The sequence below is a fragment of the Salirhabdus euzebyi genome (genome assembly GCF_014207435.1).
GTDB classification, from domain to species: Bacteria; Bacillota; Bacilli; order Bacillales; family Alkalibacillaceae; genus Salirhabdus; species Salirhabdus euzebyi.
In genome coordinates this window covers 1-22,503 of record NZ_JACHGH010000001.1, presented here as the reverse complement: position 1 = coordinate 22,503, position 22,503 = coordinate 1, and the positions used below count along the sequence as shown (strand labels likewise).

Here is a 22,503-nt window from a genome sequence, read left to right as displayed (position 1 = left end):
ATGACAGTGCTGTCATTCACTCAAAATGAACATTTCATCACTTCGATGCATGATGACAAAAGGAAGTAGATGGTTGTAATAATAAGTGGTCCTATCTTCTATTGGTTTATTTTCAATTAATCTAACATCTACACCCGCTTCGGTGATCTTTTCGTTTAATCTCCTCACATTTGTTGTGTAAGTATTATTTGGATACTCCCCAAATTCGGTGTTTGAAATTAAATCACTAAATGTGTACTTATCCAGCGGCTCGCGATAATTGCTGTACAGAAAAAACATTCGAAGCATTTCCGCTGGGTTCTTACTCAGTGAAACCTCCTTACTATTAAACAGTAGCATATTTCGTCGACCAGTTAGGTCCAGAATTAGCGTTGATTTACACTCCAACATTTCTTCACAATCCTCTTTGTTTCCAAAGCGACTTCCTGTTTTTGTTATCATTTTATATGCATGTGTTTCTAGGTACCGATTATTTTCATTAATTAAGTCGTACAATGGGGAAGTGGTATAATTAGACAATTCATTTAAATTTACATCTAAGTTTAATTCTTCTAGACTTTCCTTGGCTTCTTTCGCAATAAACAGACCACAATTAGCCAAATATAAATGACATTGATACAGCTGTTGATCATTCATCTTATATCTATCATCACCATCCATGCTTTGTAAGCGGATAGCTTCTTGAAAATAATGTAGTGCTAGATTATATTGTTGTTTTTTGTAGCTAAGAAAGCCTAGGCGGTAATGAGCAATAGGAAGATATCGATCATGTTTAATTGCATCTTTCAAACTGCTCTCCGCAGCAATATCATCCTTCTGGTATACCGTTTTTAAATACGTTCCATATTGCACTAAGTTCCATACTAACTTCCTCTTTATGCTATCTAAACTAAATGCGTATTCACTGTCTTTATCTGCTGAGATTTTTTTATAGAGATGTTTGTATATATCAATGGCTCTATAATTGGCTCCATTTTGTTCCTCATCCTTAGCCACTCTAATTTCCTGTTCTAAATCCAACAGCTCTTCAATTGACTTATGCCTAAGTTGCATCCCATCACACCTCTTCTTTTTCGTAAGGTAATTAGGTTAAGATTACCATAAATGTGTTTGATTTAGCTTTTAAAAAATCCGCCTTTATTCTACCGACTAAGCTAGGGTATCATAATGAAACATGAATTAGATTGAAATTACGCCGTTATATTGTATTGCTAAAAGACAGTTTAACCATTATCAGAAATGTTGTAAGCTGTCTTTTTATTCTATTCAAAAAAGAAGCCAGACTCCCCTAGTGGACATTTGTCCAAACAGAGGGTCTGACCCCAATAACAATCTTCTTCAGATTTAAAAAGTAAAAAGTCCTCATCAGCCCTATCACTTCAATAACTCTCGTAAATCCTCTTCTGTCAGTCTCTCTGTTTGATCCTTAGTTGGATCAATCACTTCCTCAATTAAATGTTGCTTTTTTTCTTGCAATGCATTCATTTTTTCCTCAATGGTTCCTTTTGCCACAAGCTTAATGACTTGAACTGCGTGTTTCTGACCCATGCGATGGGCACGGTCTGCTGCTTGTTGTTCAACCGCAGGATTCCACCAGCTATCGTAAAAAATTACCGTATCTGCGCCTGTTAGGTTAAGTCCTGTCCCACCAGCTTTTAAGGATATGAGAAAAATATCTCGTTCCCCTTGATTGTATCGATTACATAAATTTACTCTTTCTTCTGAATTGGTTTGTCCATCTAAATAAAAATAAGGGATACCTTGTTCCACTAAATCTTGTCCAATCAACTGCAGCATTTTCGTGAACTGTGAAAAAATCAATACACGTCTACCCGCTAGCTTTGACTCCTCTATCATTTGTTTCAACTGTTGAAATTTAGCTGATCCTCCTTGATAACCTTCGACAAACAGAGCTGGATGACAGCATATTTGACGAAGACGGGTTAAACCAGCAAGAATTTTAATTCGATTTTTCCTAATTGTATCCCGGTCTAAGTGTTTCAGCGTATCATGACGTAGCTTGGCCAAATAGCTGGTGTACAGTTTCTTTTGGGCAGGAAGCAGCTCCGCATAATCGGTGGTTTCTTTTTTCTCCGGTAGCTCACTCAATACATCTTCTTTGACCCTGCGTAGCATAAATGGGCGAATCCTTCGAGCTATTTGTTTATTCGTTAATTCACTGAATTCCTTTAACCCTAAGAACAATTCGGGAAAAACAACATGAAAGATGGACCAAAGCTCCTCAAGCGCATTTTCCATTGGCGTACCTGTTAAAGCAAAACGATGAGTTGCCTCTACTTTTTTCACTACACGAGCAGTTTGTGTTAATGGGTTTTTAAACACTTGTGCCTCATCGAAAAATACGACATGAAATTTCAGACGCTCATAGCTTTTCGTGTCACTGCGTAGTAATGGATAGCTCGTAATAATGACATCGACATTCGTCCATTCCTGCTGCAACTTCATCCGTTCTGACTTGTTTCCATCCACAATCAGCGTCTCTAAGTCTGGAGCAAATTTCATCAATTCATTTTCCCAGTTATAAGTAACCGACGAAGGACACACTATTAATGCTGGCTGCTTACGCTCACGCATAGTTGGCAGTTCCGATAAAATGAACGCAATACTTTGAATCGTTTTTCCGAGCCCCATATCATCTGCAAGAATCCCTCCAAACCCATAGCTAGCAAGGGATTTCAGCCATTTAAATCCGTCTCGTTGATAAGGGCGTAGCAGGTCTTTTAATGGAGCTGGAATGTCAAACTCCAATTGTTCAGGATGATGAATCGTGGACAAGAACTCCCGAAAAGAAGCTTCCAGTGTGACCGCATCACTATCCCCTATCCTATTTAGGATCCTTAGACCTTCTACGATTGGAACTTCAAATTGTTTGTCAACATCATCATCTTGAACGGGTACTGTCTGTAAAAATTGTTTAATCTCTTCCATTTCCTTTGTCTCTAAAGAAAGCAAGGCTCCATCTCTCAAGCGATAGTATTTTCGCTTTTCTTCTAGTGCCGTTAACACTTCCTTAATTTCTTCATCCTTAATTCCTTCCATCTCGAACGTAAAACCAAGCCAATTAGTGCGTTCCTTTTTATGCCTAACTTTTAATTTGGGGAAGGTGCTTTTGGGAGTTATTCGCATTCTCACTGCTGTTGTCGCATAGACACTTGTCATCTTTTGCAATTTCAGCAACTGATGGTACAAGAAGTGATATTCTAATGCTTCATTTTGCAAAAAGTAACCACTATCGGTTTGACTAAACTTGCTCTCCTCCATCAACTGAAGGATCTCTTCTTCCTTGTCCATATCTCTAATAATGAAGGAACCAACCTGTATGTTCCGATGATCAAGTGGATTGATGATCACAGAATCGTAATGAAATTCTACCCCCGCTAGCAAACGATTTTTCACACGATCTAGGTACAGCTTTGCGTGCAGCGGTGTTTTTTGCATCGACTCGGCAATTTCCCCAGCTAAATGGACCTCCCCCAGTTTTCTTAATGAAGGCACTAGCTTTTCCATGTAATAGTTTAACTGGTCTGTTGGGATAGGAATTTCGTTTGTACTAGTGTGGTCTATCATGCGCTTTAATTCATATAAAATGTCCGCTTCTCTTCTTTTTACCTCGACCATTTTCCCATCATAAAGAACAGTGTCATATTCTGTTAAAATCACCAACTGACTTAGACCATCAATGAATAAGCTATATCCAATTTGTCTGTTGCCAGTAAATTTAAATAGTAATGGTAACGAATGATCCACCACCTGAAAAGGCAACATTCTCCCTTCCCATTCCAAATACACCTGAGGAGCACGTACCAATAAAGGTTCTAGCCGCTTCCAAGCGGATACAGGAATGAGTAGCATCTGATTATTTTTACTGGATTTCCCTTGATAGGTGGGCATGGCACGCTCATACATTTTCTCATCAAGCATGATCAGCATTAGCTGTTGAAGAACGGCATCTGTATCTTCGTCAAAACAATGTTCCATTGGATCGTACACAATTCCTTGCTTTATTATGTGCCTGTTGCCTGTTCTTACGTTTTCGAGAAATTCACGAATCGTTACGTTTTGGTGCGATGCTAATTGTAGTTCTATTCCAAGCATATTCTTTCCGTTGTCCATGGCAATCACCTTACAAACAAAAGTGATAGGAAGGACTTTTCTATTTTCAAAATGGATTTGCCGACTGCTTTTAGCATAAGAAGGCGGCTGAATTAATTGCAGTAATCCATCAGTAGACTCTGTACTTATCGTCGTGTTAATTCCATTTCCATTATGGTTGCGCTCCACTTGATGGTGCTGCCAAGCAATTAAAACCGCTGCAATATGCTGGCAATCTTTTTGATAAGAAGATAGCGACGGGCAGCTACAAGTGGCTGTATACTCTTTGTTATTTTTCTCGATCTGTACTTGGAAGTTTTCCGTACCTTTAACCGTAGCATGTAAAGCATCCGTTGTTATATTCTTCACCGTTACTTTTCCATTACGATAAAAGGCATCCCCTTTTTTATAGGAGACAGCCCCACATCGTTCCTGTATAACTTTTTTATTTAACCTTATTTGCATGAGGGCCACTCCTATCTGTGCGTTAATCATTTTACCATATTTGGGCTGCCTGTTTGTTTGGGGTGCCTGTCACTCCCCGAAAAATCTTGTTTCACGAAACGTTCCACGGATGACTATTTTCAAAGAGTATCATGAATAAACGTGTCCATGTTAGATAAAGTCTCGGCATTTCTAACTAAAAAAGACAAGGGCGTGTTTTGCCCCTGTCCTTATTCTTTACTCTAGTCCTTCAATAACAATCTCTTTAACTGGCAAAAAGTCTTCCCCAGTATCCAAGTAATTTACCGATACGTCATCGCCTTCTTGCAAATAAATAGCCAATGGGTTTGTTTCGGATGAGACGATATAACTTTGTTTGTTATCCAATAAGAATGTGATAAGCGTACCGTTTTCTGCTGGTTCTTTATAAACACGTACAACCGTACCGCTTACTTGTTTTTCCTCCGCATCGGAACTGCCGTCAACTGTACCGCCACCGCGTTGGAGTGCGGATTTGTAACTTCTTAGTGCTTCGTTAGGTGTATCGGCATAAGCTGAAATTTCAGGGTTTGCAGCCGAAACGATGAAGTAATTTCTCAGGAATCCATTCGTATCCATTACTGGCGTTAACCAACTTGCTTCTCCGTAGAAGTTATACAGTACTGGCATTTCACCAAACCATTCTTTTTCAATGAAGTTCTTTTCAATAATATCTAGTGCTCCTCGAGAATCCATGTACGATTCTTCTAAGTTTCCAGTATAATACGTCGATTCACCTGTGGATGCATTCGTTAGAGAATATCCTAGCATGGAATCCACGCCTTCTTTTGGACTTGTGAAGTCCGTAAAATAATACATTTCTCCAGATTCCTCAAAAATTGGACTAACATTTGCTTCTGTTCCTTCATCTGAAGGTAGCTTGACATCGGATTTACCGAATAGACTATTCCAGAAGCCATTTACATAATTTCCGTAGTAACTATTCTTTGCACTTACTGCTTCAGGCGATACCGCACCGTCAATAAAGTCTGGGGCCTCATCTAGGCTATATACTTCGGTAGCACCACTTTTAGGATCAACGAGAACGACACCCTTAGCAGCAAAACCATCCCTAGCTGAAATAAAATCACCATACGTACGAATATAGAATGGCTTACCGTCATCGTCTATTTCTAGTTGAACATCACCATAAAAGATCATGTCAGGATATTGCATGCGAATATGTCGCTCTATTTTTTTATTAAAGAAAGAAGAAGGCGTATAGACCATTTCTGCTTCAACAAATTTCGGGTTTGCAGATGAATTCGTTGCACTTAAGGTGAAATAACCTGGCGTGCTGTCTCCGTTTAACCATTTAAAAAATCCAGAAAACTCAACCGGCGCAATATAAACAAATTCTCCATTCACCTTTTGAATTTGCAAGTTACCAAGTTCATAATAGCTCGTATTTGGCACTTGTCCAAACGCCTTTCTCATTTTGTTATGGGCAAATTTAGGTGGAACACTTGCAGGTGTCTTCGTTTCATCAAAAGCTTCGATCTCTGTTTGTATATCCATCTCAGCATATTGAAACTTTTCATCTGCATTAAACACAAATGCCGTTAAGATATAGATGGCGAAAACAACACTTGCTACTAGTAATATTCCTTTTACTACTCTCTCTTTCCCAGTAGCTGTCAATGTTCCTATTGCCGTAACGATAATCAATAGTGGCCAGATGGACGAGATGTTGCGGTCCAAGTTTGATAAATAGTAAAAGCCAAACACTATAGCAGTAATAAAAATAATTACTATTATATACGGCCTTAGACTAAAATCTTGTTTACCATTCTTTAAGTATTTATTCTGAGTAATTGGCAATGCCATAATGGTTGAAGCTAAACCAACGATTAGTGAAAATAGTAATATATTCCCCATGCAGTGATTCTCCCTTGTGTTTACAGTCTATATATATACTTACGGATGAAATAGGAGAAAGGATTCAAAATTTAAATCTAGTCCTAGGTGTTTGGATTCCTATGAAATTGGTCGCATAGTATAGTAATTACTTAAATTGTAACAGGAACTGTCGACACCATTTTGTTAAAAGAAGGATCAAAAAATCGTAATAGTTGCAAACTGGTATATTCCCCCCTTCTCTAGTCATAAACTAGAATGTTTCTTGCAATTTAGTTACACTTTACTTTTAGTTTGATTGCAGTTTATATGAATTATTTGTTATACTAGGAGGTGAAATGAGGTGATGTTTATGATGAATATTGCAGAAAAGCAGTTTGCAACAGCTAAGGTGAAGGAGATTTCCCTTCACACATGGCAAGCTCTTGCTGATGATTCACATTATGCGTTCGTTAAAGCATTAGCGAATTATGTTCAAAAAACAACTCCTCGCCCTTTTCCTGTTGGATATGCGGTGAACGAGTTATCTTCTTTGCCTGCTGAGGATGTGGAGAAATTGCTTGAAATGTTGTACAAGCATATTGTAGAAATTGGGACAGAGGATCAAGAGGAAACAGAAAGAGTCCCCACATACTCAACTGGTCAGATGGCACAATTTTTCGGAGTTAGTATTACGACCATTAACAACTGGATTCGAGGCGGGCGGATTACAGGTATCCCTGAGAAAAAACGCAACAAGCATGCTCAAATTCCTGAAAATGCTACTTTTTACACCGTAAATTGGAAACCTATCAAGATTAAAGAGGTGATTGAATCTTATCATAAGCAACAGGAAACGATATCTCCTCTACCAGAGGAAGAAGAGTTAAAAGAAATACGTGCCTTACTTGCTACCTTTCAGGAAAAATATCATGGGGAATATCATGAAACATTGGGGAAAAAACCAGTCGAAAAAATGACAGTAGAAGAGAAGCAAGATGCATTTGAATGGGTACAACTCTTATTAGAACTCGAGGACAGACAAATTGAGTAAACGACACCAAACAAAAACCGAACCTGACCACATACATAAACCTAAGTCAACGAGTATGGGTAGACTTCCTAATTTTCATCATAAAGACTTACATAGCATATTAGAGTTCATATATTTGTATTCGATTGTAAAGGAATCCATTGATTCTGACGGAGCAATATAGAAAAGGTGTGACCCCTTCAATTCGAAAGCCGCTTAAGAAATAAACTTAAACGGCTTAAATGTATATCTTCATATATTTATTAGACATCTGTATAGCTAAAATTATTATTCCAAGATATTTCTTACCACACCTCGTACAAAACTAACTCTCTCCAAATAAATAATCTCCCAAACATTCAAGGACTTACTCTTTCCAATATTACCAGTAAGTATCATACCTTCTTCTGCATATTGCACAGCTTTTTCCTCTACCGATATTGTTAGCTCTTTTGAGTTTTCTAAGTTAATAGTGCGAACACTTCTTTTATTAACCGAAATAATTTTAAAGTTACCAGATAATCTTTGGCCAAAATTTTTACCAAGATGCTTCAATTCACTACCTACTTCATTTATTTCTGGATGGTAAGCACGAGCTAAGTAAGGATTTTCATGTTCGAGTAGCTGAACGGCATTTAGCATACGAGGTTCAAAATATTTAGCAAGTTCCGTAACGTCCTTAGCTATATTTAGCTTCTTTCCCTTTGCTAGCCAACTTGTTAGTGATTTAACGACAGTGACCATATCTTTTACCATTGATTTACTTACATTTATATACAACTTAAAGAAGTCCTTTGCAAGTAATGATTCCCAAAAGTCTGAATCACAATCTGCCCAGCTTTTGTTTTGACTATTTTCTAAAACTTCTCTTATATCATAAAGACTATTCCGATATTTTCTTTCCGTTGCTTTTGATTTTCCGTATGTTTTCTCTTGATAGAATGCAATGATGTCTTGAGTATAAAAAGCATTAAGCGTCTCCGTTGTGAAGCCTAAGTCTTCATAAATCGAAATATCTGCTTCTAACACAGCAATTGGACGCTCAGTTGCTTGTTGTATTGGTAATCGCTCTAAAGCTGTATGACGTTTTTCCCCTCCTGTTACAAAAGGTGATAGTTCCAGACCTAATTCTTTTCGGACAGTATTAAAATCTGCGGTAACTTCTATTTGCCCGTATTGCGCCAACACATTTTGATTTACATTAAATTCAGATTGTTGAAGCCATAATTCGGCGATATTTTGTTTACCCGCTTCCACTAACTCTCTTAAAGATAAGTGATCATATTTCGGTATTGGGTGATCTATTTCGGCTAGTAAATGGTTTTGAGCATATAAGGCAAAATACTCTGGTACTCCCTTTTCCATTGAAATAGCCATTTGTTTTAACTCTGCATTGAGAGGTACCTTTATTTTCTCTTCTTTGTCATTCACTAATTCAAAAGGGCTATCTACCTTTAACACTTTTCGTAAAAATTTAATAACAACATCTAGATCATAGGTAACAAATGTTAAAGTCTTGTTATCTATTTCTAAAAAAGCGTGTACTTCTGCTAACTTAACTTGTCCTTCTTGTTCACTATCTGTATAGGCATGTACTTCCCCTACCCATGAGAGCCTCTTTGTTTTTTCTTCCCAGTGATCCACGGCAAAATCATGGTCATTATATAAAAGGTTCTCAGCACGTTCTTTATCAATCATCAAAAAGTCATAGGTGTACTGTACAATTTCTTTTTCCTTATAGTCTTCCTCACTTTTATCATTCATTAATGCTGCAAGAATTTCAGGGTAATAGTTTAATAAAGCTTGCTCACGATCAAGACCTTTTTCTTGCATAATCTCGTTTACTAGATTTGCTGCATTTTTTAATCCCTCAGGACTTGATATACGTCTGACACCATTAAAATAAAAATTGTCTCCCATTGGTTCTAGTACGGCTAGTGTACTATGCCAGGGAATACACATAGGAATATGTTCTTTAGTGTTAGGTAAATTATAGGTCTCCCTTGTGAAATAATCCATATAGGTGACATGTGAACTTGTTACATGAATAGCTTGTACTAATTGTGGTTTTAATGTAGTCCATCTTTGCATCATCTTTTTTTCATCGGTAGATAAGCGATGTTGGTTCTCAGATAGAAACCATTCAACTCCACGCATTCCATTTTCAAAACGATAGAAAAAATAAAGCCAAAACTCAAAAATACCTTGGTGGTCTCCACTTTGTCTTGCTCTTTTTTTGAACTGCGACTTCAGGCTATAATAAAGACTTTGGGAAACATTCTCCTCCATAAAGTCCCTCAATTTATTTACTAACATATTTTTTTGTTGATAGAACTTCTCCTCTTGTAATTCATGAAACTGAACGACCTTGTTCTTATTCATACAGCATTTCTTATACTTTTTTCCACTTCCACAGGGACACAGGTCATTTCTTCCGACTGTCATATTCAATCTCCTTTATCCTCACGCCAATCTAATTCTTCAAACCAACGTTGATATAGTTCATTTTGCATATCCTCTTCATTGAATAGATTTAATTGTTTTTTTTCGCCTCAAAAATGAGCTGCTCGTTATCAAAATAATGAAAGGTTTTCCATATTTCTTGATTATGCTTATGAAATTGGTGAATGAAATCTGTAAGCTCGTCATATGGAAGACTTCCATCTTTCCATTTGACAAACTGCTCGTATAAGGGATTAAGTGCATCTTCCGTCATCTTTTTATGATACTGCTGTAAAATTGCCCGATCACGTTTACGTTCTGCTTTGGATTTTTTAATTTTCACAAAGATGTCCTCCTAAAAACAGCTGTTATCTTGATAATAGCAACTCCTTTTAAAAACGTCCAACTCCATTACTGCCAAAACAAAAGAGGAAATCAAAGAACAAATTTAGAAAAAAGGCTGTCTTTATATATGATAACTTGCATTAAACAAGAGTAGAAACATTTTCTACAATCACTCTACAATATGACCTTAATTTTCATAGAAGAAATATTATTTCGACATATCACCGCAATTACTTGCAGTTATTTCCAAGGAAATATATTCTTTGACATTCAATTCTCTCATTTTTAACAATCACCATTAAAAAAGGTGAAAATCATTATTCGGGGGGTGACAGGCACGATACCCGATTTCCATTAACTCAAAAATTATATTAAACTAGTAAAATACAACCTAATACTACTAGGAGGATAAACAACATGAATAGAAGAAGCTACACGTTATTAATTGCATTACTTATTTTTTTAACAGCATGTGGAGACCAAACAGCTAATCAAGAGGATTTACAAGATGGTCAACAAGCAGGAAACGAAAGCTCTATTAAAACGGATGATAAAAGTGGAATGGGAAAAATGAATGAGATTGAACCTACCATTCTTGGATCTACAATGAAAGTATTTAGTGACCTTGTTGTTGAAGAAAGAGATAATGACATACTTATACATAATGAAGATTTAAGTATAAATCTCTCCATTGAACCTTTTAAAAAAGAATTATATGAAGAAAAGATGCAAGCTTTTGATGTTCCTTCTATTGAAGGTGTATCATCTCTAGATGAGGATGAAGTGGATTTGGATGTTAATTTGCGATATTACTTTACATATCCAGAAAACAACGAAATAATCCATAAAATAATTTTGGCTGGGATTAAGCAGGATTACTTAGCCACCATTATCCTTCCAGACAATATAGGAGAAGAGGAAATTCTAGCTCAGCATTACGCGATGCTAAACAGTATTGCCGACTTAACAATGGATGAAGCAATCACTTTAAATGATGGGTGTAAACCTGAACAAAAAGAAAATGAGTTAATTGTTTGTCACGATGGTGAATTAACTTCATATTCTGCCACTTTGGTAAGTACTGCGATAACAGCAAGTTTTAGACAAGGACAATTATCAGAAGAAGAAGAAAATAAAAGACATGAAATTTCATTAATGGTTCCCAATGATTTTGATACTCTTGTTCCAAAAAATGATTTAAACATCGGTAACATTGGATTAGAGATGCCATTTGGTGTAGATGATTATTACCATGCCTCCATTACTGTTGGCATGATGACACCTGATAAATACAAATCATATGCCTCTCTTATGTACGAGGAAGGTGGAAGAGAACCTGAGTTTATCGATTTAAATGACTATCCTGGTATGGAAGACTACTCATATGGGCTCAGACAAGTTTGGGGAGAAAATGGAGAAAGCTATTATATATTTATTAAACCGTATGAAAAGGACGGCATTGCAGAACATTTAAATGTCAGGATTAGCCTAAAAGGTAGAGCATTTAGTGATAAACAATTTTTTGAAAAAGTAGTTGCTATAGCAAGTACTATACAGTAATGATAAACCCATTATTTATTGACAGAGGCTCAATAAATAATGGGTTTTTAAATTGAAATGGGGTCTGACCCCAACTCATAATTTTTCCTCCACCTTACTTAATAGACCATTAGTAAATATAGCTAATCCGGCTGCAAGAAAACTCCCCCAAAGAATTTTCACTGTATTTACTGTTCTTAATCCATCATTTAAAATACTGCCTAGCCCACCGGCATTAATAAAGGCAGCAATTGTTGCGATACCAATCGTAGAAACAACGGAAAGACGGACACCTGTAAATATTGCTTTTCTTGATAAAGGTACTTTTATTTTTAAAAGCAACTGCATTTTGTTCATTCCCATACCTGTAGCTGCTTCTACAATAGATGAATCAACTTCATTTAACCCTTCAATAAAGTTACGTAATAACAAGTATTGATTATAGACCACCAAAACGATGATTGCGGTTGTTTGTCCTAATCCAGTAATAGGTATCAGCAAAGCAAAAAGTGCTAAGCTCGGTATCGAATAGACAACGGAAAAAATATACACCAACGTCTTTGAAAAAACGCTAGAGTATGTAGAAATGATGGTTAGTGCAGATGCCAAAATAAGGGAGAGTATTAAGGTAATGACTAACATTTGAATGTGTTCTAATAATGGGTCTATTAACTTGTCTGGATAATTCATCGCATACTCGATCACCCTAACCCCTCCCAGAACTTCCCTTGGTTTCTTGATGATTCAATCAAGGAAGACACAAACTCGTCAGCTGGATTGGCTACAATGTTTTTAGGTGTATCAAATTGACATACTTTCCCCTCATTCATAATCACTATTCTATTTCCGAGTTTGAAGGCTTCGTTAATGTCGTGCGTTACAAGCAAAAATGTCTTTTGTAGTCCGCCATGAATTCGCAATAATTCATCCTGTAAATGTAATCGAGTAATCGCATCGACCGCTCCCAACGGTTCGTCCATTAACATAATTTTCGGATCAACAGCTAATGCTCTTGCTAGACCGATTCTTTGTTGTTGCCCACCTGATAACTCCGATGGATAACGGTCCTTAAAATCACTAGGATTAAGCCCGACAAGGTTTAAGAGATCGTCTACTCTTTCATGGATGGCTTTTTTGTTCCATTTTAGCAATTTTGGTGCGGTTGCCACATTTTCAGCAATCGTCATATGGGGAAATAGACCAATTTGTTGAATGACATAGCCGATACTTCTTCGTAACTGAACCGAGTCAACATGGGCAATATCCTCACCAAATAACTTAATGGTTCCTTCGTTCGGTTCATATAACTTATTAATTATTTTTAAAAGAGTAGTTTTTCCGGATCCTGACGACCCTAGTATCGTAATAAATTCCCCTTCATCTATCGTCAGATTGACATTATCAACAGCATTATATTCTGCCTGTTTAAACTTTTTTGTTACGTTACTGATTTCAATTGCTTTTTGAGTCATAGTAACCTCCTGAATCAATTTTTTTATTGAATTGATTCATAATACTCTTTTGCTACTTCTTCATATTCTTGCTTATCGACATCCACTTTCGCATTAAGTTCCGTGATTGTCTTTGTATCTAATGTGGCGCTTATTTCATTAATAATGTCCGCAATTTCTGGATTTGCTTCTAACACGTTATTCCGTACGACAGGTGCCAAATTATATGGTGGCCAAACCTGCTTATCATCTTCTAATAAAGTAAATTCATCTGTATTTACTAATTGACCTTCTGTTGTATAAGCGGGTGTTACATCTGCTTCATTGTTTTTTAATACTTCATATTTTAATCCGTTATCATAGACTTTAGAGGATTTCCAATTTAATTCTCCATACGTCTCTTCTAATGCAGGGATACCATCCGCCCTTTGATCAAATTCACCTTGGGATGCAAATCTTAATTCGCTTGCATGTTTCTGTAAATCAGTGATTGTAGTAATGCCCAATTCTTTTGAAACATCGGTACGAATAACCAATCCTTGTCCATCATTCGCTTGAGCATAATCTAACCAAGTTAGATTAAATTGTGTATCATATTCTTCTTTTACCGTGTTATACACTTCTTCTGGATCTGTCAGTAAATCCATTTTTAAAATGGATAATAATCCTGTACCAGTATATTCAGGGTACAAGTCGATTTCATCGTTCGTTATCGATGTATGAATGACGGAACCAGCTATGTTGAATACTCTTTCCACATCATATCCCGCGTCTTCAAGCGCAAGAGAATATAATTCCGCTACAATTAAATTTTCTGTAAAGTCTTTGGATCCAACACGAATCGTTTTATCCTCACTGTTATCACTAGATTCTCCATCATTTCCACATGCCACTAAACCTAGCATGAATACCAATCCTATTGCGACTGCCATCATTCTTTTTGTCTTTTTCTTCATGTATAGTTCCTCCTATTATCTTACATATTTATATTTCATCATTGTTCTATTAATCAATTCTAGTAAAAGGGAAGTAGCGATCGTTAATAACCCGACTGTGATACCACCAATTAATAACAAATCTGTTCTATTCAAACCTAAACCTGTAAATATAATGCCTCCTAGTCCACCTGCGCCAATTTTTGCAGCAAGTGTAGCACTAGCAATAATTTCGATCATCGCGGTCTTTATTCCCGTAAATATTAACGGCATTGCCAAAGGAAACTGAACCTTCCATAGCACTTGTTTTTCTGTCATGCCAATTCCATACGCAGATTCCACCATAAAATCTGGAACTTCCTTCAATCCAACGACTGTATTCATCAAAACTGGTGGCATAGCTAATAAGACAAGTGCAATGATGGCCGACTTTACCCCTGTCCCCATTACGGGAATTAATAAAAGCAACACCGCTAAACTCGGAATAACTCTTAGTACCTGAAATAAGGAAACAATTTGTTTTTCTAGCCTTTTGAACTTTACACAGACGTATCCACAAGGAATTCCAATAATAATCGCTATCATCAAGGCAATAAGGCTAATTTCTAAATGCTCCTTAATAGCGATTAAAAAAGAATCCATATTGTTGTTAAAATAATCTTTCATTTGAAGCCAAATATTATTTTCCAAAGGATTCTCCTTTCATTGATTTTGTTCCAAGGTGCGTACTAGAGGTATATGGATTACATGAGCAAAATTATTAATGCGACTCCCCACCAAAAATTTCAGTCAGTAAACCATTTTTTTAGCGGTTCTAATTAACTCTATTTGGTGAAACAGAAATGGTTATGTTTGAACTACCACATAAAAATTATATTTTTGTTCTAGCAATCTTAGAAACTAATAAAATCTTACTTTTCCTTCTGTGATTACTTCCCTGTATATGAACGACTTAAACTAGTATATTCTTATCTTGTTTATATTAGGTCTCTTCTCTTAAACAGCAGTGAGCAAAATTTGTGCATTTACATCAAATAGCTATTATACTGAACTCTCATTGTCCTTATATGGACAAGTAGATTCTGAAAGAGGAGGAATAAACAATGAGTAAAAAGATTGCAACCCTAGTTACAGACTTGTTTGAGGATGTGGAGTTCACGGAACCTGCAGAGGCTTTTCGAGATGCTGGTCATGAAGTCATTACCATTGAAAAAGAAGCAGGGAAAACTGTAACGGGAAAAAAGGGAGAAACAATCACAATCGATAAAGGTATTAGTGAAGTAAATCCTGCAGACTTTGATGCTTTACTTATTCCTGGTGGATTCTCTCCAGATCTACTGCGTGTAGACGACCGTTTTGGTCAATTTGCAAAAACATTTATCCAAGAAGGAAAACCAGTGTTCGCCATTTGCCATGGTCCTCAAGTATTAATTGATACGGACCTATTAAAAGGTGTGGATATGACAGGCTTTAAATCCATTCGTGTGGACTTAAGAAATGCAGGTGCAAACTACAAAGATGAAGAAGTAGTAGTGAGTCAAAATATCGTAACAAGTCGAGAGCCAAAAGATATCCCGGCTTTTAATCTTGAATCATTGAAATTGTTAAATTAAGACATTTAAAGCCGCTTAAGATATAACTTAAGCGGCTTTACTAATCAAAAGGTATGATTTTTCACGTTTTCTATACACCCACCAACATCGGGCTGTTACCAGTTATAAAACTAAATATGTACTATTTCACGCGTTACACTGGGTATGAAGGGGGTATAACCCCTTATGAATATATGTTCATATGAGCATAAGGATCCCTTATATACCTATTTCTACTGTTCCATCTTATCCATATAATCTCTTCTTATTTCTGACAATGTCTTCCCTTTTTCCATATGCACAGTGAAAGCATAGGTTTCAACAGATGACCAACCAGTTACTTCTCTTAACCACTGCTGAATTGATCTTTCTTCTCCGGTGACTTCTACATTTCCGTTCCCCAATAAGGTAGCAGTGGAATCATGATTTTTTGCCTTAAGAAGGTCTCCTTCTTTAACGACTCCCCAATCCAACATTGCATCAATTCTTGGCAAGTTACGACGGTTGGATTGCCTTTTTCGTTTAATTTTTGAAGTCGTTGTTTTGTTCGTTAAATCAACATAATAATCTTCATAGCGGTCTAATGGAAGGACCTTTTTACTTTCGATATATAATTCATCCTTTATTTTATATGGAATCAATTTATAGCAGTACATTTCTACACCATTACTGTTAAGCCAGGCAACTGCCGATTTTGTTTGAGCATCGAAGTCAGAAGCAACCAGGATGATTTGCTGCCGCTGATTGAAATCCTCAATCGCAATATTGTTTTCTTGAAAAAAGGAGACCACATTTCGATTGGCTTGCTCTGTAATCGTTAATGTATATTTGTTCTTATTATTGTTTTTTTTCTCCAAAAAAGGAGCATAAATTTTACTAATTAAATCATCGATATCTTTTATTGTTGCAAATCCTGCTGCATAACGAATGGCTTGAAATTCAAATGCCTCTTTTCTTGTTTCAATATCTTTTCGGTCTCTTTTAATTTCAATGAGAACCAAATCACCATTTTGATTTAATCCGACTAAATCACAAATACCATTACTAGAGTTTCTCACCTGTTGTCCCACGATTAACATTGATTCATCTTCTGCAATTAAATTGGTATTATTCTTAATTAGTTCTTCTATATCATGTTCAGTCATCTGTAATTCAGAAAAACTTGTAGGTTCAATTGGAATCGCCTCTATATTTTTGATATTGTACAATTGTTTCTCTCCTTTGGATCTATAATCAACTCTAATTCACTAATCATGGTCCTACCTAATTGCCCCATTATATGAATGCCTGGTATTACAGTAATTAGGAGTTGTATCATTATTTTCCCTTTCCATTTTTGCGTACAAGTTCTGATCTTTATTAGCATAATTGTCTTTCTCAAATACACCTGCTAGAAGGTTATCTAAATATGGGAGACGCTCAACAATAGATTGTACTGTTCTATGCTTTAGTTCAGGATTACAGTTTTGTATTTCCTTGGCAAATTTTTCCGTAATACGCCTTGCCTCTTTATCATCTTTACCATTTATTAAACTACGATACTCTAAAATAGAATTAAGCAGGTATTCTTGATCATCTTTCCAAGGTTTAGCCATGTTCGTCCACCTCATCCTTTATTTGAAATACCATCTCTTAGTTGTTCTACAGATGGATTAGATTGCTACTTTATAAGAAATTTCGGATTACCAGTAACCCATCCAAAATAAACGTGAATTCCATTTAAAAAGACTGGTCCCATGATTTCTTCTTTACTAGCATGTAATCCAAATAGTTTTACAAATGCATGATAATCATCAAATCCTTCATAATTCTCACCAAATGAATGTACTAGCATTAGTGCATTAGGAGCATTAAGTTTTTTTGCTTCTAACATTGCAGATACAGTTCGATGCAATAATTGATACCTAATGTCAGATACTTCTTTTTCAGTTAGTTGAAGGTCTTTAGTTAGGAATGTCAGTCTTTCCCTTTTACCAAGGCTAGGGTCATTACCTAACCATTCTACTACTGTCTTATCGAATGACTCCGAAACTTTTCCTTCAACCATAATGGCGATAAGCTCCCCATCCCCTTTTGCAATAACGAAAATATCATTTTGAGAAGCTCTATTTCCCCCAGGCAGATGGACTTTGTACTCTGGAAAACCAAAAAGAAGTTCAATATTTTGAAAGATAGGCATAGAGGATTTCTTAAATACATTTTCCAAGCATTTTGGAAATGCTTGAGGATTTTCTTCCCAACAATAAGCTAGAGTTTTTGCTGAATATCCCGTCTTCCATTGCTTATCATAGTCTGCAAGCAGTTTCCCCCAATTCTCCGCACTTTTTGTCGGAGTAAACATTTTACTCATAATTATCCTCCTCTGTAACTAATAAAAATAAATCTAATAGATTTGTAACTTCAAGTCTTCTTTATTTATTTCGTCCTCTATGAGACAATACTTTCCTCTTGAAACTTTAATTAAAACACAATACTTTGGTTGATTTTTTGAAGAGGCATTTCCTCTGTGGGAAACAGATACCATATCTGACATACGTGTACCTATATCCTTCCACCTATCCCCGTAGCTCTCGTAAATCCAATCTTCAAATTCTTTTATATTTCGTTCCCCACCTAGTGCATAAAACGCTACAATAACTGCTTCAGGTAGTGTTGGCACAAAACACAACCCTTCCGAACGCATACATTCAATTATGTGTTGTTTATAATATATTTTATTTCTACCTTAGACAATAAATACCCTTTTATTCCCAATATTTAGTCGTGCCATAAGGATTTTATCTATTCAACTCTTTAAAGACACATATTGACTCATACTTCTGTTTAATTAATATATTTTAAATGAAATAGATGAATAAAATGTTATAATAATAGAACAAATGTTCTACTAAAGGAGGTGAGAGGATGAGTCTAACATATTGCCGGAAAATACAAGTAAAATTTTCAAAAAATGACAGCTTTATACTAGACGGCCAAAGTAAAATTTGTAATTGGTTTTATAACCAGTTACTAACAATTTGTAAAGAGGACTATGAAACAAATAATAATTCGTTGAGGTTATTAGAAGGAAGGAATTTAAGAAATTATGGAGTTTCATTAAAAAACAAATATCCATTTTTAAATTCTGTATTTTCCTCTGTTTTAAAAGAAGCCTCTACTAGATTACTCAAGGCTTACAAAAGTTACTTTAATAATAATGCTAGTTATCCCAAATATAGAAGTTGGAAAAAAGCGTGGTTCAGTCTAGTATATGATGAACCTTATAAAGGTTGGAATATATTAAATAATGGGAGAAATATTTCTATTTCACTTGGAAATATACCAGGATTAGAGAGGAAAAAAGGGAAGAAAAATCCTTCTGTGATAGGAAAACTTAGAGAAAAGCTACAACTAGATGATGGCGAAATTATGAAGAATCTTAGAATATGTAAAGAATACGGAAACCAATTTTTTGCGATATTCACCATTGAGAGATGTTCCATAAAAGAAATTGAATTTAAAAAATCGATGTCATTATATAGAAAAAATTACAATCAAGCGAAACTTGAGAATAAGGAGCTACCCAAGAAGCCCAAATATGTAGAAGAAAAGGTTGTTATACCCACGAACTTAAAGTGGATTGCTTTAGATCCTAATCACAAAAACTTCTTTGCTGGAATTGATTATAAAGGTGATTCAATAGAATTTAGTAACATCAAGATGATAAGATATTGGGATAATATAATTGATATCTTAAAAGCACGTCGAGACTTATGTGAGAAGAAATATCGTATAAGAGAAACTCAGTATTTAAACACATACACTGTCCACAGTCCACGATGGAATAGGATAAATGATGCATTGAACCGTGCTTACAACAAACGTCGAGAACAAATTAAGACAGCGTTGTATTCAATAGCACATTCATTGTATCGAAAATATGATTTAGTTATTATTGGGGACTATACACCATCTAATAAAAGTGCCTCATACTCAAATATGAAAAGATCTATGTTAAATCAAGGAAAGATAGGAGAATTTCGTCGTATATTAGAATGGATAGCAGTTAAACAGAAAAAGTACTATTTAAAAATAGATGAACATAATACGACAAAAAAATGTTGTGTATGTGGAGATTCTGAAAAAAAAGAACCCAACATTCGTACTTTTATTTGTAAGAATTGTGGTACTGAAATACTGAGGGACATTAATTCTAGTGTTAATATTGCTCAGAAAGCTGGTTATATTTTAGATACTACTATCTATAAAGAAAAGCTTAATCATTTTACTTATAAAGGTGAAGCCACATTCGGAAAAAAGAATTCGTGGATAAAGAACAACAATTATTTGCCTCGCTCAGGCTAGTTAGAAATTTCGTTGTGAGAAACTAACTAAACTTGAAACGACTACAGAATCCTACATGTCGTTCTGCCATCTCAAGACTTCCACACTACTTAGTCTTGACTTGGAGAGAAGATGAGTACTCAAGTGTGGCATTTTTATTGGAGGAAAATCAGAGCGGTCGAACCGACACTTTTAATGAACAGCATGTAAAATATATCTAAGATGAAAATACTTACGATATGATTAACTTGCATTTACCCTAAATGATAAAGTATTAGCTTAAAGAGAAATCACAAAAATAGTAAAGTAGAAGTATGTAAAAAAGGCCAGTAAATGTTAAGATATAAACATTTACTGGCCTTTTATTTCTGTTTCTAAGATACCGGTGACCAGGGTCGAACTGGTACTCCCGAAGGAACACGATTTTGAGTCGTGCGCGTCTGCCAATTCCGCCACACCGGCATTTTTATATGGAGGCGGCAACCGGATTCGAACCGGTGGTAAAGGTTTTGCAGACCTCTGCCTTACCACTTGGCTATGCCGCCGAATATAAAAATGGAGCGGAAGACGGGATTCGAACCCGCGACCCCCACCTTGGCAAGGTGGTGTTCTACCACTGAACTACTTCCGCATAGAAAATGGCTGGGCCAGCTGGATTCGAACCAGCGCATCACGGAATCAAAATCCGATGCCTTACCGCTTGGCTATGGCCCAACAAACCATAAAACAAAAATAAAGCAGAGGGCGATTAGTGGGGATCGAACCCACGTATGCCGGAACCACAATCCGGTGCGTTAACCACTTCGCCATAACCGCCATAATTTTAGTTTATATATAAGAATGAAAATGGCAGGGGTAGTAGGACTCGAACCCACATCGGCGGTTTTGGAGACCGCTGTTCTAGCCTTTGAACTATACCCCTACAAATAAGTGAAAACAAAAATGGTGGAGGGGGACGGATTCGAACCGCCGAACCCTGAGGGAGCGGATTTACAGTCCGCCGCGTTTAGCCACTTCGCTACCCCTCCATAATAAAAACAGTTACTGGTGCCGGCCAGAGGACTTGAACCCCCAACCTACTGATTACAAGTCAGTTGCTCTACCAATTGAGCTAGACCGGCTTTAGTGGTGGCTCGGGACGGAATCGAACCGCCGACACACGGATTTTCAGTCCGTTGCTCTACCGACTGAGCTACCGAGCCACTATGTAAAGTGAAGTTATATATTAAGATGATGTGCCAATAGATTTAAAACCTAAAATGGCGGTCCGGACGGGACTCGAACCCGCGACCTCCTGCGTGACAGGCAGGCATTCTAACCAACTGAACTACCGGACCATAATGAATAAAATAATATTACCTCGCTATTCGTATTGCTACGTAGTCTCGGTAATTAAATTGGTTGCACCCTTCCGGGTACTACTAATTTCATCTTAACGAAGATGTTACTCAACGTTGTAAAGATGAATAAATTTGGTTGCGGGGGCAGGATTTGAACCTACGACCTTCGGGTTATGAGCCCGACGAGCTACCAGACTGCTCCACCCCGCGATAATGTCGCTTTCGCGATTAAATTAATGATGCTTTTTTGTGCCCACAAAAGCTATTATATGCAGCAAAGCTTTTGATGTTGACTACTTTTTTAAAAAGTTTTATGGTGGAGGATGACGGGATCGAACCGCCGACCCCCTGCTTGTAAGGCAGGTGCTCTCCCAGCTGAGCTAATCCTCCAATGTTTCTAAGTGGTGACCCGTACGGGATTCGAACCCGTGTTACCGCCGTGAAAGGGCGGTGTCTTAACCGCTTGACCAACGGGCCTAAGTTAAAGTTGTAATGGCGGAGAGCGAGGGATTCGAACCCTCGAGACCGCTTTAGCAGCCTACACGATTTCCAATCGTGCTCCTTCGGCCACTCGGACAGCTCTCCCATGGCTCCACCGGTAGGATTCGAACCTACGACCAATCGGTTAACAGCCGATTGCTCTACCACTGAGCTACGGTGGAATAATATTAACCTTAGAGAGTGCATACTCGCAACGATCAATAGTGCCATCGTTTAATTCTATTACCACTATAAAAGTGGTATGTAGCCTGGCAGCGTCCTACTCTCGCAGGGGAAGAACCCCAACTACCATCGGCGCTGAAGAGCTTAACTTCTGTGTTCGGAATGGGTACAGGTGTGACCTCTTCGCCATCGCCACCAGACAAACCTTAATTTTTAGTGACAACAAATATTATATCTTGTTTTCACAAAAATTCAAGGGGTAAATTTTTCAAGCACCTTCAAAACTAGATAAGAATCGGAAACAAGATCAAGTATGTGTGTGGTTTAAAGATTTAAGTTAAGTCCTCGATTGATTAGTATCCGTCAGCTGCACGTGTCACCACGCTTCCACCTCGGACCTATCTACCT

The 22,503-nt window shown here is 36.8% G+C and carries 18 protein-coding genes, 15 tRNA genes and 1 rRNA gene; 5 read left to right on the top strand and 29 right to left on the bottom strand.

From position 1 onward, the window contains the following. Positions 1–12: 12 nt before the first annotated feature. The 3 genes from HNQ94_RS00175 to HNQ94_RS00165 form a co-directional block, all read right to left on the bottom strand. A complete protein-coding gene (locus HNQ94_RS00175) occupies positions 13–1,053 on the bottom strand; it encodes a tetratricopeptide repeat protein (RefSeq protein WP_174496231.1) in 1,041 nt (346 codons plus the stop codon). Between the two features lie 321 nt (positions 1,054–1,374). Then, positions 1,375–4,578: a DEAD/DEAH box helicase gene (locus HNQ94_RS00170; RefSeq protein WP_174496230.1), complete on the bottom strand. Its 3,204-nt coding sequence runs from the start codon at positions 4,576–4,578 to the stop codon at positions 1,375–1,377. 216 nt (positions 4,579–4,794) lie between these two features. Further along, positions 4,795–6,474 carry a hypothetical protein gene (locus HNQ94_RS00165; protein ID WP_174496229.1) on the bottom strand — a complete coding sequence of 560 codons (1,680 nt, stop codon included), beginning with the start codon at positions 6,472–6,474 and terminating at the stop codon, positions 4,795–4,797. Between the two features lie 322 nt (positions 6,475–6,796). Here HNQ94_RS00165 and HNQ94_RS00160 point away from each other — a divergent pair, with 322 nt between their 5' ends. Further along, positions 6,797–7,486, top strand: a complete 690-nt coding sequence (locus HNQ94_RS00160) for a MerR family transcriptional regulator (protein ID WP_174496228.1) — start codon at positions 6,797–6,799, stop codon at positions 7,484–7,486. Continuing rightward, positions 7,479–7,649 carry a hypothetical protein gene (locus HNQ94_RS00155; protein WP_174496227.1) on the top strand — a complete coding sequence of 57 codons (171 nt, stop codon included), beginning with the start codon at positions 7,479–7,481 and terminating at the stop codon, positions 7,647–7,649. Before HNQ94_RS00160 ends, HNQ94_RS00155 begins: the two co-directional genes overlap by 8 nt. A 104-nt stretch (positions 7,650–7,753) precedes the next feature. On the opposite strand, the gene HNQ94_RS00150 is transcribed toward HNQ94_RS00155, so the two are convergent. Both HNQ94_RS00150 and HNQ94_RS00145 read right to left on the bottom strand, forming a co-directional pair. Next, entirely contained in the window at positions 7,754–9,910 is a 2,157-nt protein-coding gene (locus HNQ94_RS00150; RefSeq protein ID WP_174496226.1) for a YecA family protein, read from the bottom strand. A gap of 88 nt (positions 9,911–9,998) precedes the next feature. Beyond that, positions 9,999–10,250, bottom strand: coding sequence for a hypothetical protein (locus tag HNQ94_RS00145; protein ID WP_174496225.1), 252 nt, complete (start codon positions 10,248–10,250; stop codon positions 9,999–10,001). A 419-nt stretch (positions 10,251–10,669) separates the two neighbouring features. Between HNQ94_RS00145 and HNQ94_RS00140 the strand changes: the two genes are divergently transcribed. Beyond that, entirely contained in the window at positions 10,670–11,812 is a 1,143-nt protein-coding gene (locus tag HNQ94_RS00140) for a hypothetical protein (RefSeq protein ID WP_174496224.1), read from the top strand. 75 nt (positions 11,813–11,887) lie between these two features. On the opposite strand, the gene HNQ94_RS00135 is transcribed toward HNQ94_RS00140, so the two are convergent. From HNQ94_RS00135 to HNQ94_RS00120, 4 genes are read right to left on the bottom strand one after another with little or no spacing between them, the layout of a single operon-like run. Beyond that, the gene (locus tag HNQ94_RS00135; RefSeq protein ID WP_174496223.1) at positions 11,888–12,496 is read right to left on the bottom strand and encodes an ABC transporter permease; all 609 of its coding nucleotides are present in this window, start codon (positions 12,494–12,496) and stop codon (positions 11,888–11,890) included. Next, positions 12,493–13,263, bottom strand: a complete 771-nt coding sequence (locus HNQ94_RS00130) for an ABC transporter ATP-binding protein (protein ID WP_174496222.1) — start codon at positions 13,261–13,263, stop codon at positions 12,493–12,495. Before HNQ94_RS00130 ends, HNQ94_RS00135 begins: the two co-directional genes overlap by 4 nt. Positions 13,264–13,286: 23 nt before the next feature. Beyond that, positions 13,287–14,198 (bottom strand): glycine betaine ABC transporter substrate-binding protein, encoded by a 912-nt coding sequence (locus HNQ94_RS00125; protein ID WP_174496221.1) that lies wholly within the window; start codon positions 14,196–14,198, stop codon positions 13,287–13,289. A 15-nt stretch (positions 14,199–14,213) separates the two neighbouring features. Then, positions 14,214–14,867, bottom strand: a complete 654-nt coding sequence (locus tag HNQ94_RS00120) for an ABC transporter permease (protein WP_246199989.1) — start codon at positions 14,865–14,867, stop codon at positions 14,214–14,216. Positions 14,868–15,280: 413 nt separating this feature from the next. Here HNQ94_RS00120 and yraA point away from each other — a divergent pair, with 413 nt between their 5' ends. After that, on the top strand, positions 15,281–15,790 hold the full coding sequence (gene yraA, locus HNQ94_RS00115; protein ID WP_174496220.1) for a cysteine protease YraA: 510 nt from the start codon (positions 15,281–15,283) through the stop codon (positions 15,788–15,790). Positions 15,791–16,002: 212 nt separating this feature from the next. Here yraA and HNQ94_RS00110 read toward each other — a convergent pair whose 3' ends face one another. The 4 genes from HNQ94_RS00110 to HNQ94_RS00095 form a co-directional block, all read right to left on the bottom strand. Next, the gene (locus tag HNQ94_RS00110) at positions 16,003–16,977 is read right to left on the bottom strand and encodes a hypothetical protein (protein WP_174496219.1); all 975 of its coding nucleotides are present in this window, start codon (positions 16,975–16,977) and stop codon (positions 16,003–16,005) included. Positions 16,978–17,028: 51 nt separating this feature from the next. Further along, positions 17,029–17,364: a hypothetical protein gene (locus tag HNQ94_RS00105; RefSeq protein WP_174496218.1), complete on the bottom strand. Its 336-nt coding sequence runs from the start codon at positions 17,362–17,364 to the stop codon at positions 17,029–17,031. Positions 17,365–17,429: 65 nt separating this feature from the next. Continuing rightward, positions 17,430–18,119: a DUF6946 family protein gene (locus tag HNQ94_RS00100; protein WP_174496217.1), complete on the bottom strand. Its 690-nt coding sequence runs from the start codon at positions 18,117–18,119 to the stop codon at positions 17,430–17,432. A 33-nt stretch (positions 18,120–18,152) separates the two neighbouring features. Further along, the gene (locus tag HNQ94_RS00095) at positions 18,153–18,428 is read right to left on the bottom strand and encodes a hypothetical protein (protein ID WP_174496216.1); all 276 of its coding nucleotides are present in this window, start codon (positions 18,426–18,428) and stop codon (positions 18,153–18,155) included. 245 nt (positions 18,429–18,673) lie between these two features. On the opposite strand from HNQ94_RS00095, the gene HNQ94_RS00090 reads away from it, so the two are divergent. Further along, positions 18,674–20,113 (top strand): RNA-guided endonuclease InsQ/TnpB family protein, encoded by a 1,440-nt coding sequence (locus HNQ94_RS00090; protein WP_174496215.1) that lies wholly within the window; start codon positions 18,674–18,676, stop codon positions 20,111–20,113. 359 nt (positions 20,114–20,472) lie between these two features. On the opposite strand, the gene HNQ94_RS00085 is transcribed toward HNQ94_RS00090, so the two are convergent. The 16 genes from HNQ94_RS00085 to rrf all read right to left on the bottom strand — a co-directional run bounded on the left by HNQ94_RS00085 (position 20,473) and on the right by rrf (position 22,295). Continuing rightward, positions 20,473–20,554 (bottom strand) — tRNA-Leu (locus HNQ94_RS00085). A 9-nt stretch (positions 20,555–20,563) separates the two neighbouring features. Further along, positions 20,564–20,637: transfer RNA gene (locus HNQ94_RS00080), tRNA-Cys, on the bottom strand. 11 nt (positions 20,638–20,648) lie between these two features. Next, positions 20,649–20,723: transfer RNA gene (locus HNQ94_RS00075), tRNA-Gly, on the bottom strand. 8 nt (positions 20,724–20,731) lie between these two features. Continuing rightward, positions 20,732–20,806 (bottom strand) — tRNA-Gln (locus tag HNQ94_RS00070). 29 nt (positions 20,807–20,835) lie between these two features. Then, a tRNA-His gene (locus tag HNQ94_RS00065) sits at positions 20,836–20,908 on the bottom strand. Between the two features lie 31 nt (positions 20,909–20,939). Continuing rightward, a tRNA-Trp gene (locus tag HNQ94_RS00060) sits at positions 20,940–21,014 on the bottom strand. A 21-nt stretch (positions 21,015–21,035) separates the two neighbouring features. Further along, positions 21,036–21,120 (bottom strand) — tRNA-Tyr (locus HNQ94_RS00055). Between the two features lie 17 nt (positions 21,121–21,137). Further along, positions 21,138–21,213, bottom strand: a tRNA-Thr gene (locus tag HNQ94_RS00050). A gap of 5 nt (positions 21,214–21,218) precedes the next feature. Continuing rightward, positions 21,219–21,294, bottom strand: a tRNA-Phe gene (locus tag HNQ94_RS00045). A gap of 58 nt (positions 21,295–21,352) precedes the next feature. Beyond that, positions 21,353–21,429 (bottom strand) — tRNA-Asp (locus HNQ94_RS00040). A 136-nt stretch (positions 21,430–21,565) separates the two neighbouring features. Continuing rightward, positions 21,566–21,642 (bottom strand) — tRNA-Met (locus tag HNQ94_RS00035). Between the two features lie 104 nt (positions 21,643–21,746). Continuing rightward, positions 21,747–21,822: transfer RNA gene (locus HNQ94_RS00030), tRNA-Val, on the bottom strand. A 12-nt stretch (positions 21,823–21,834) separates the two neighbouring features. Beyond that, positions 21,835–21,909: transfer RNA gene (locus tag HNQ94_RS00025), tRNA-Glu, on the bottom strand. Between the two features lie 16 nt (positions 21,910–21,925). Next, positions 21,926–22,017: transfer RNA gene (locus HNQ94_RS00020), tRNA-Ser, on the bottom strand. A gap of 2 nt (positions 22,018–22,019) precedes the next feature. Next, positions 22,020–22,094 (bottom strand) — tRNA-Asn (locus tag HNQ94_RS00015). 85 nt (positions 22,095–22,179) lie between these two features. Continuing rightward, positions 22,180–22,295, bottom strand: a 5S ribosomal RNA gene (rrf, locus tag HNQ94_RS00010). Positions 22,296–22,503 lie beyond the last annotated feature (208 nt).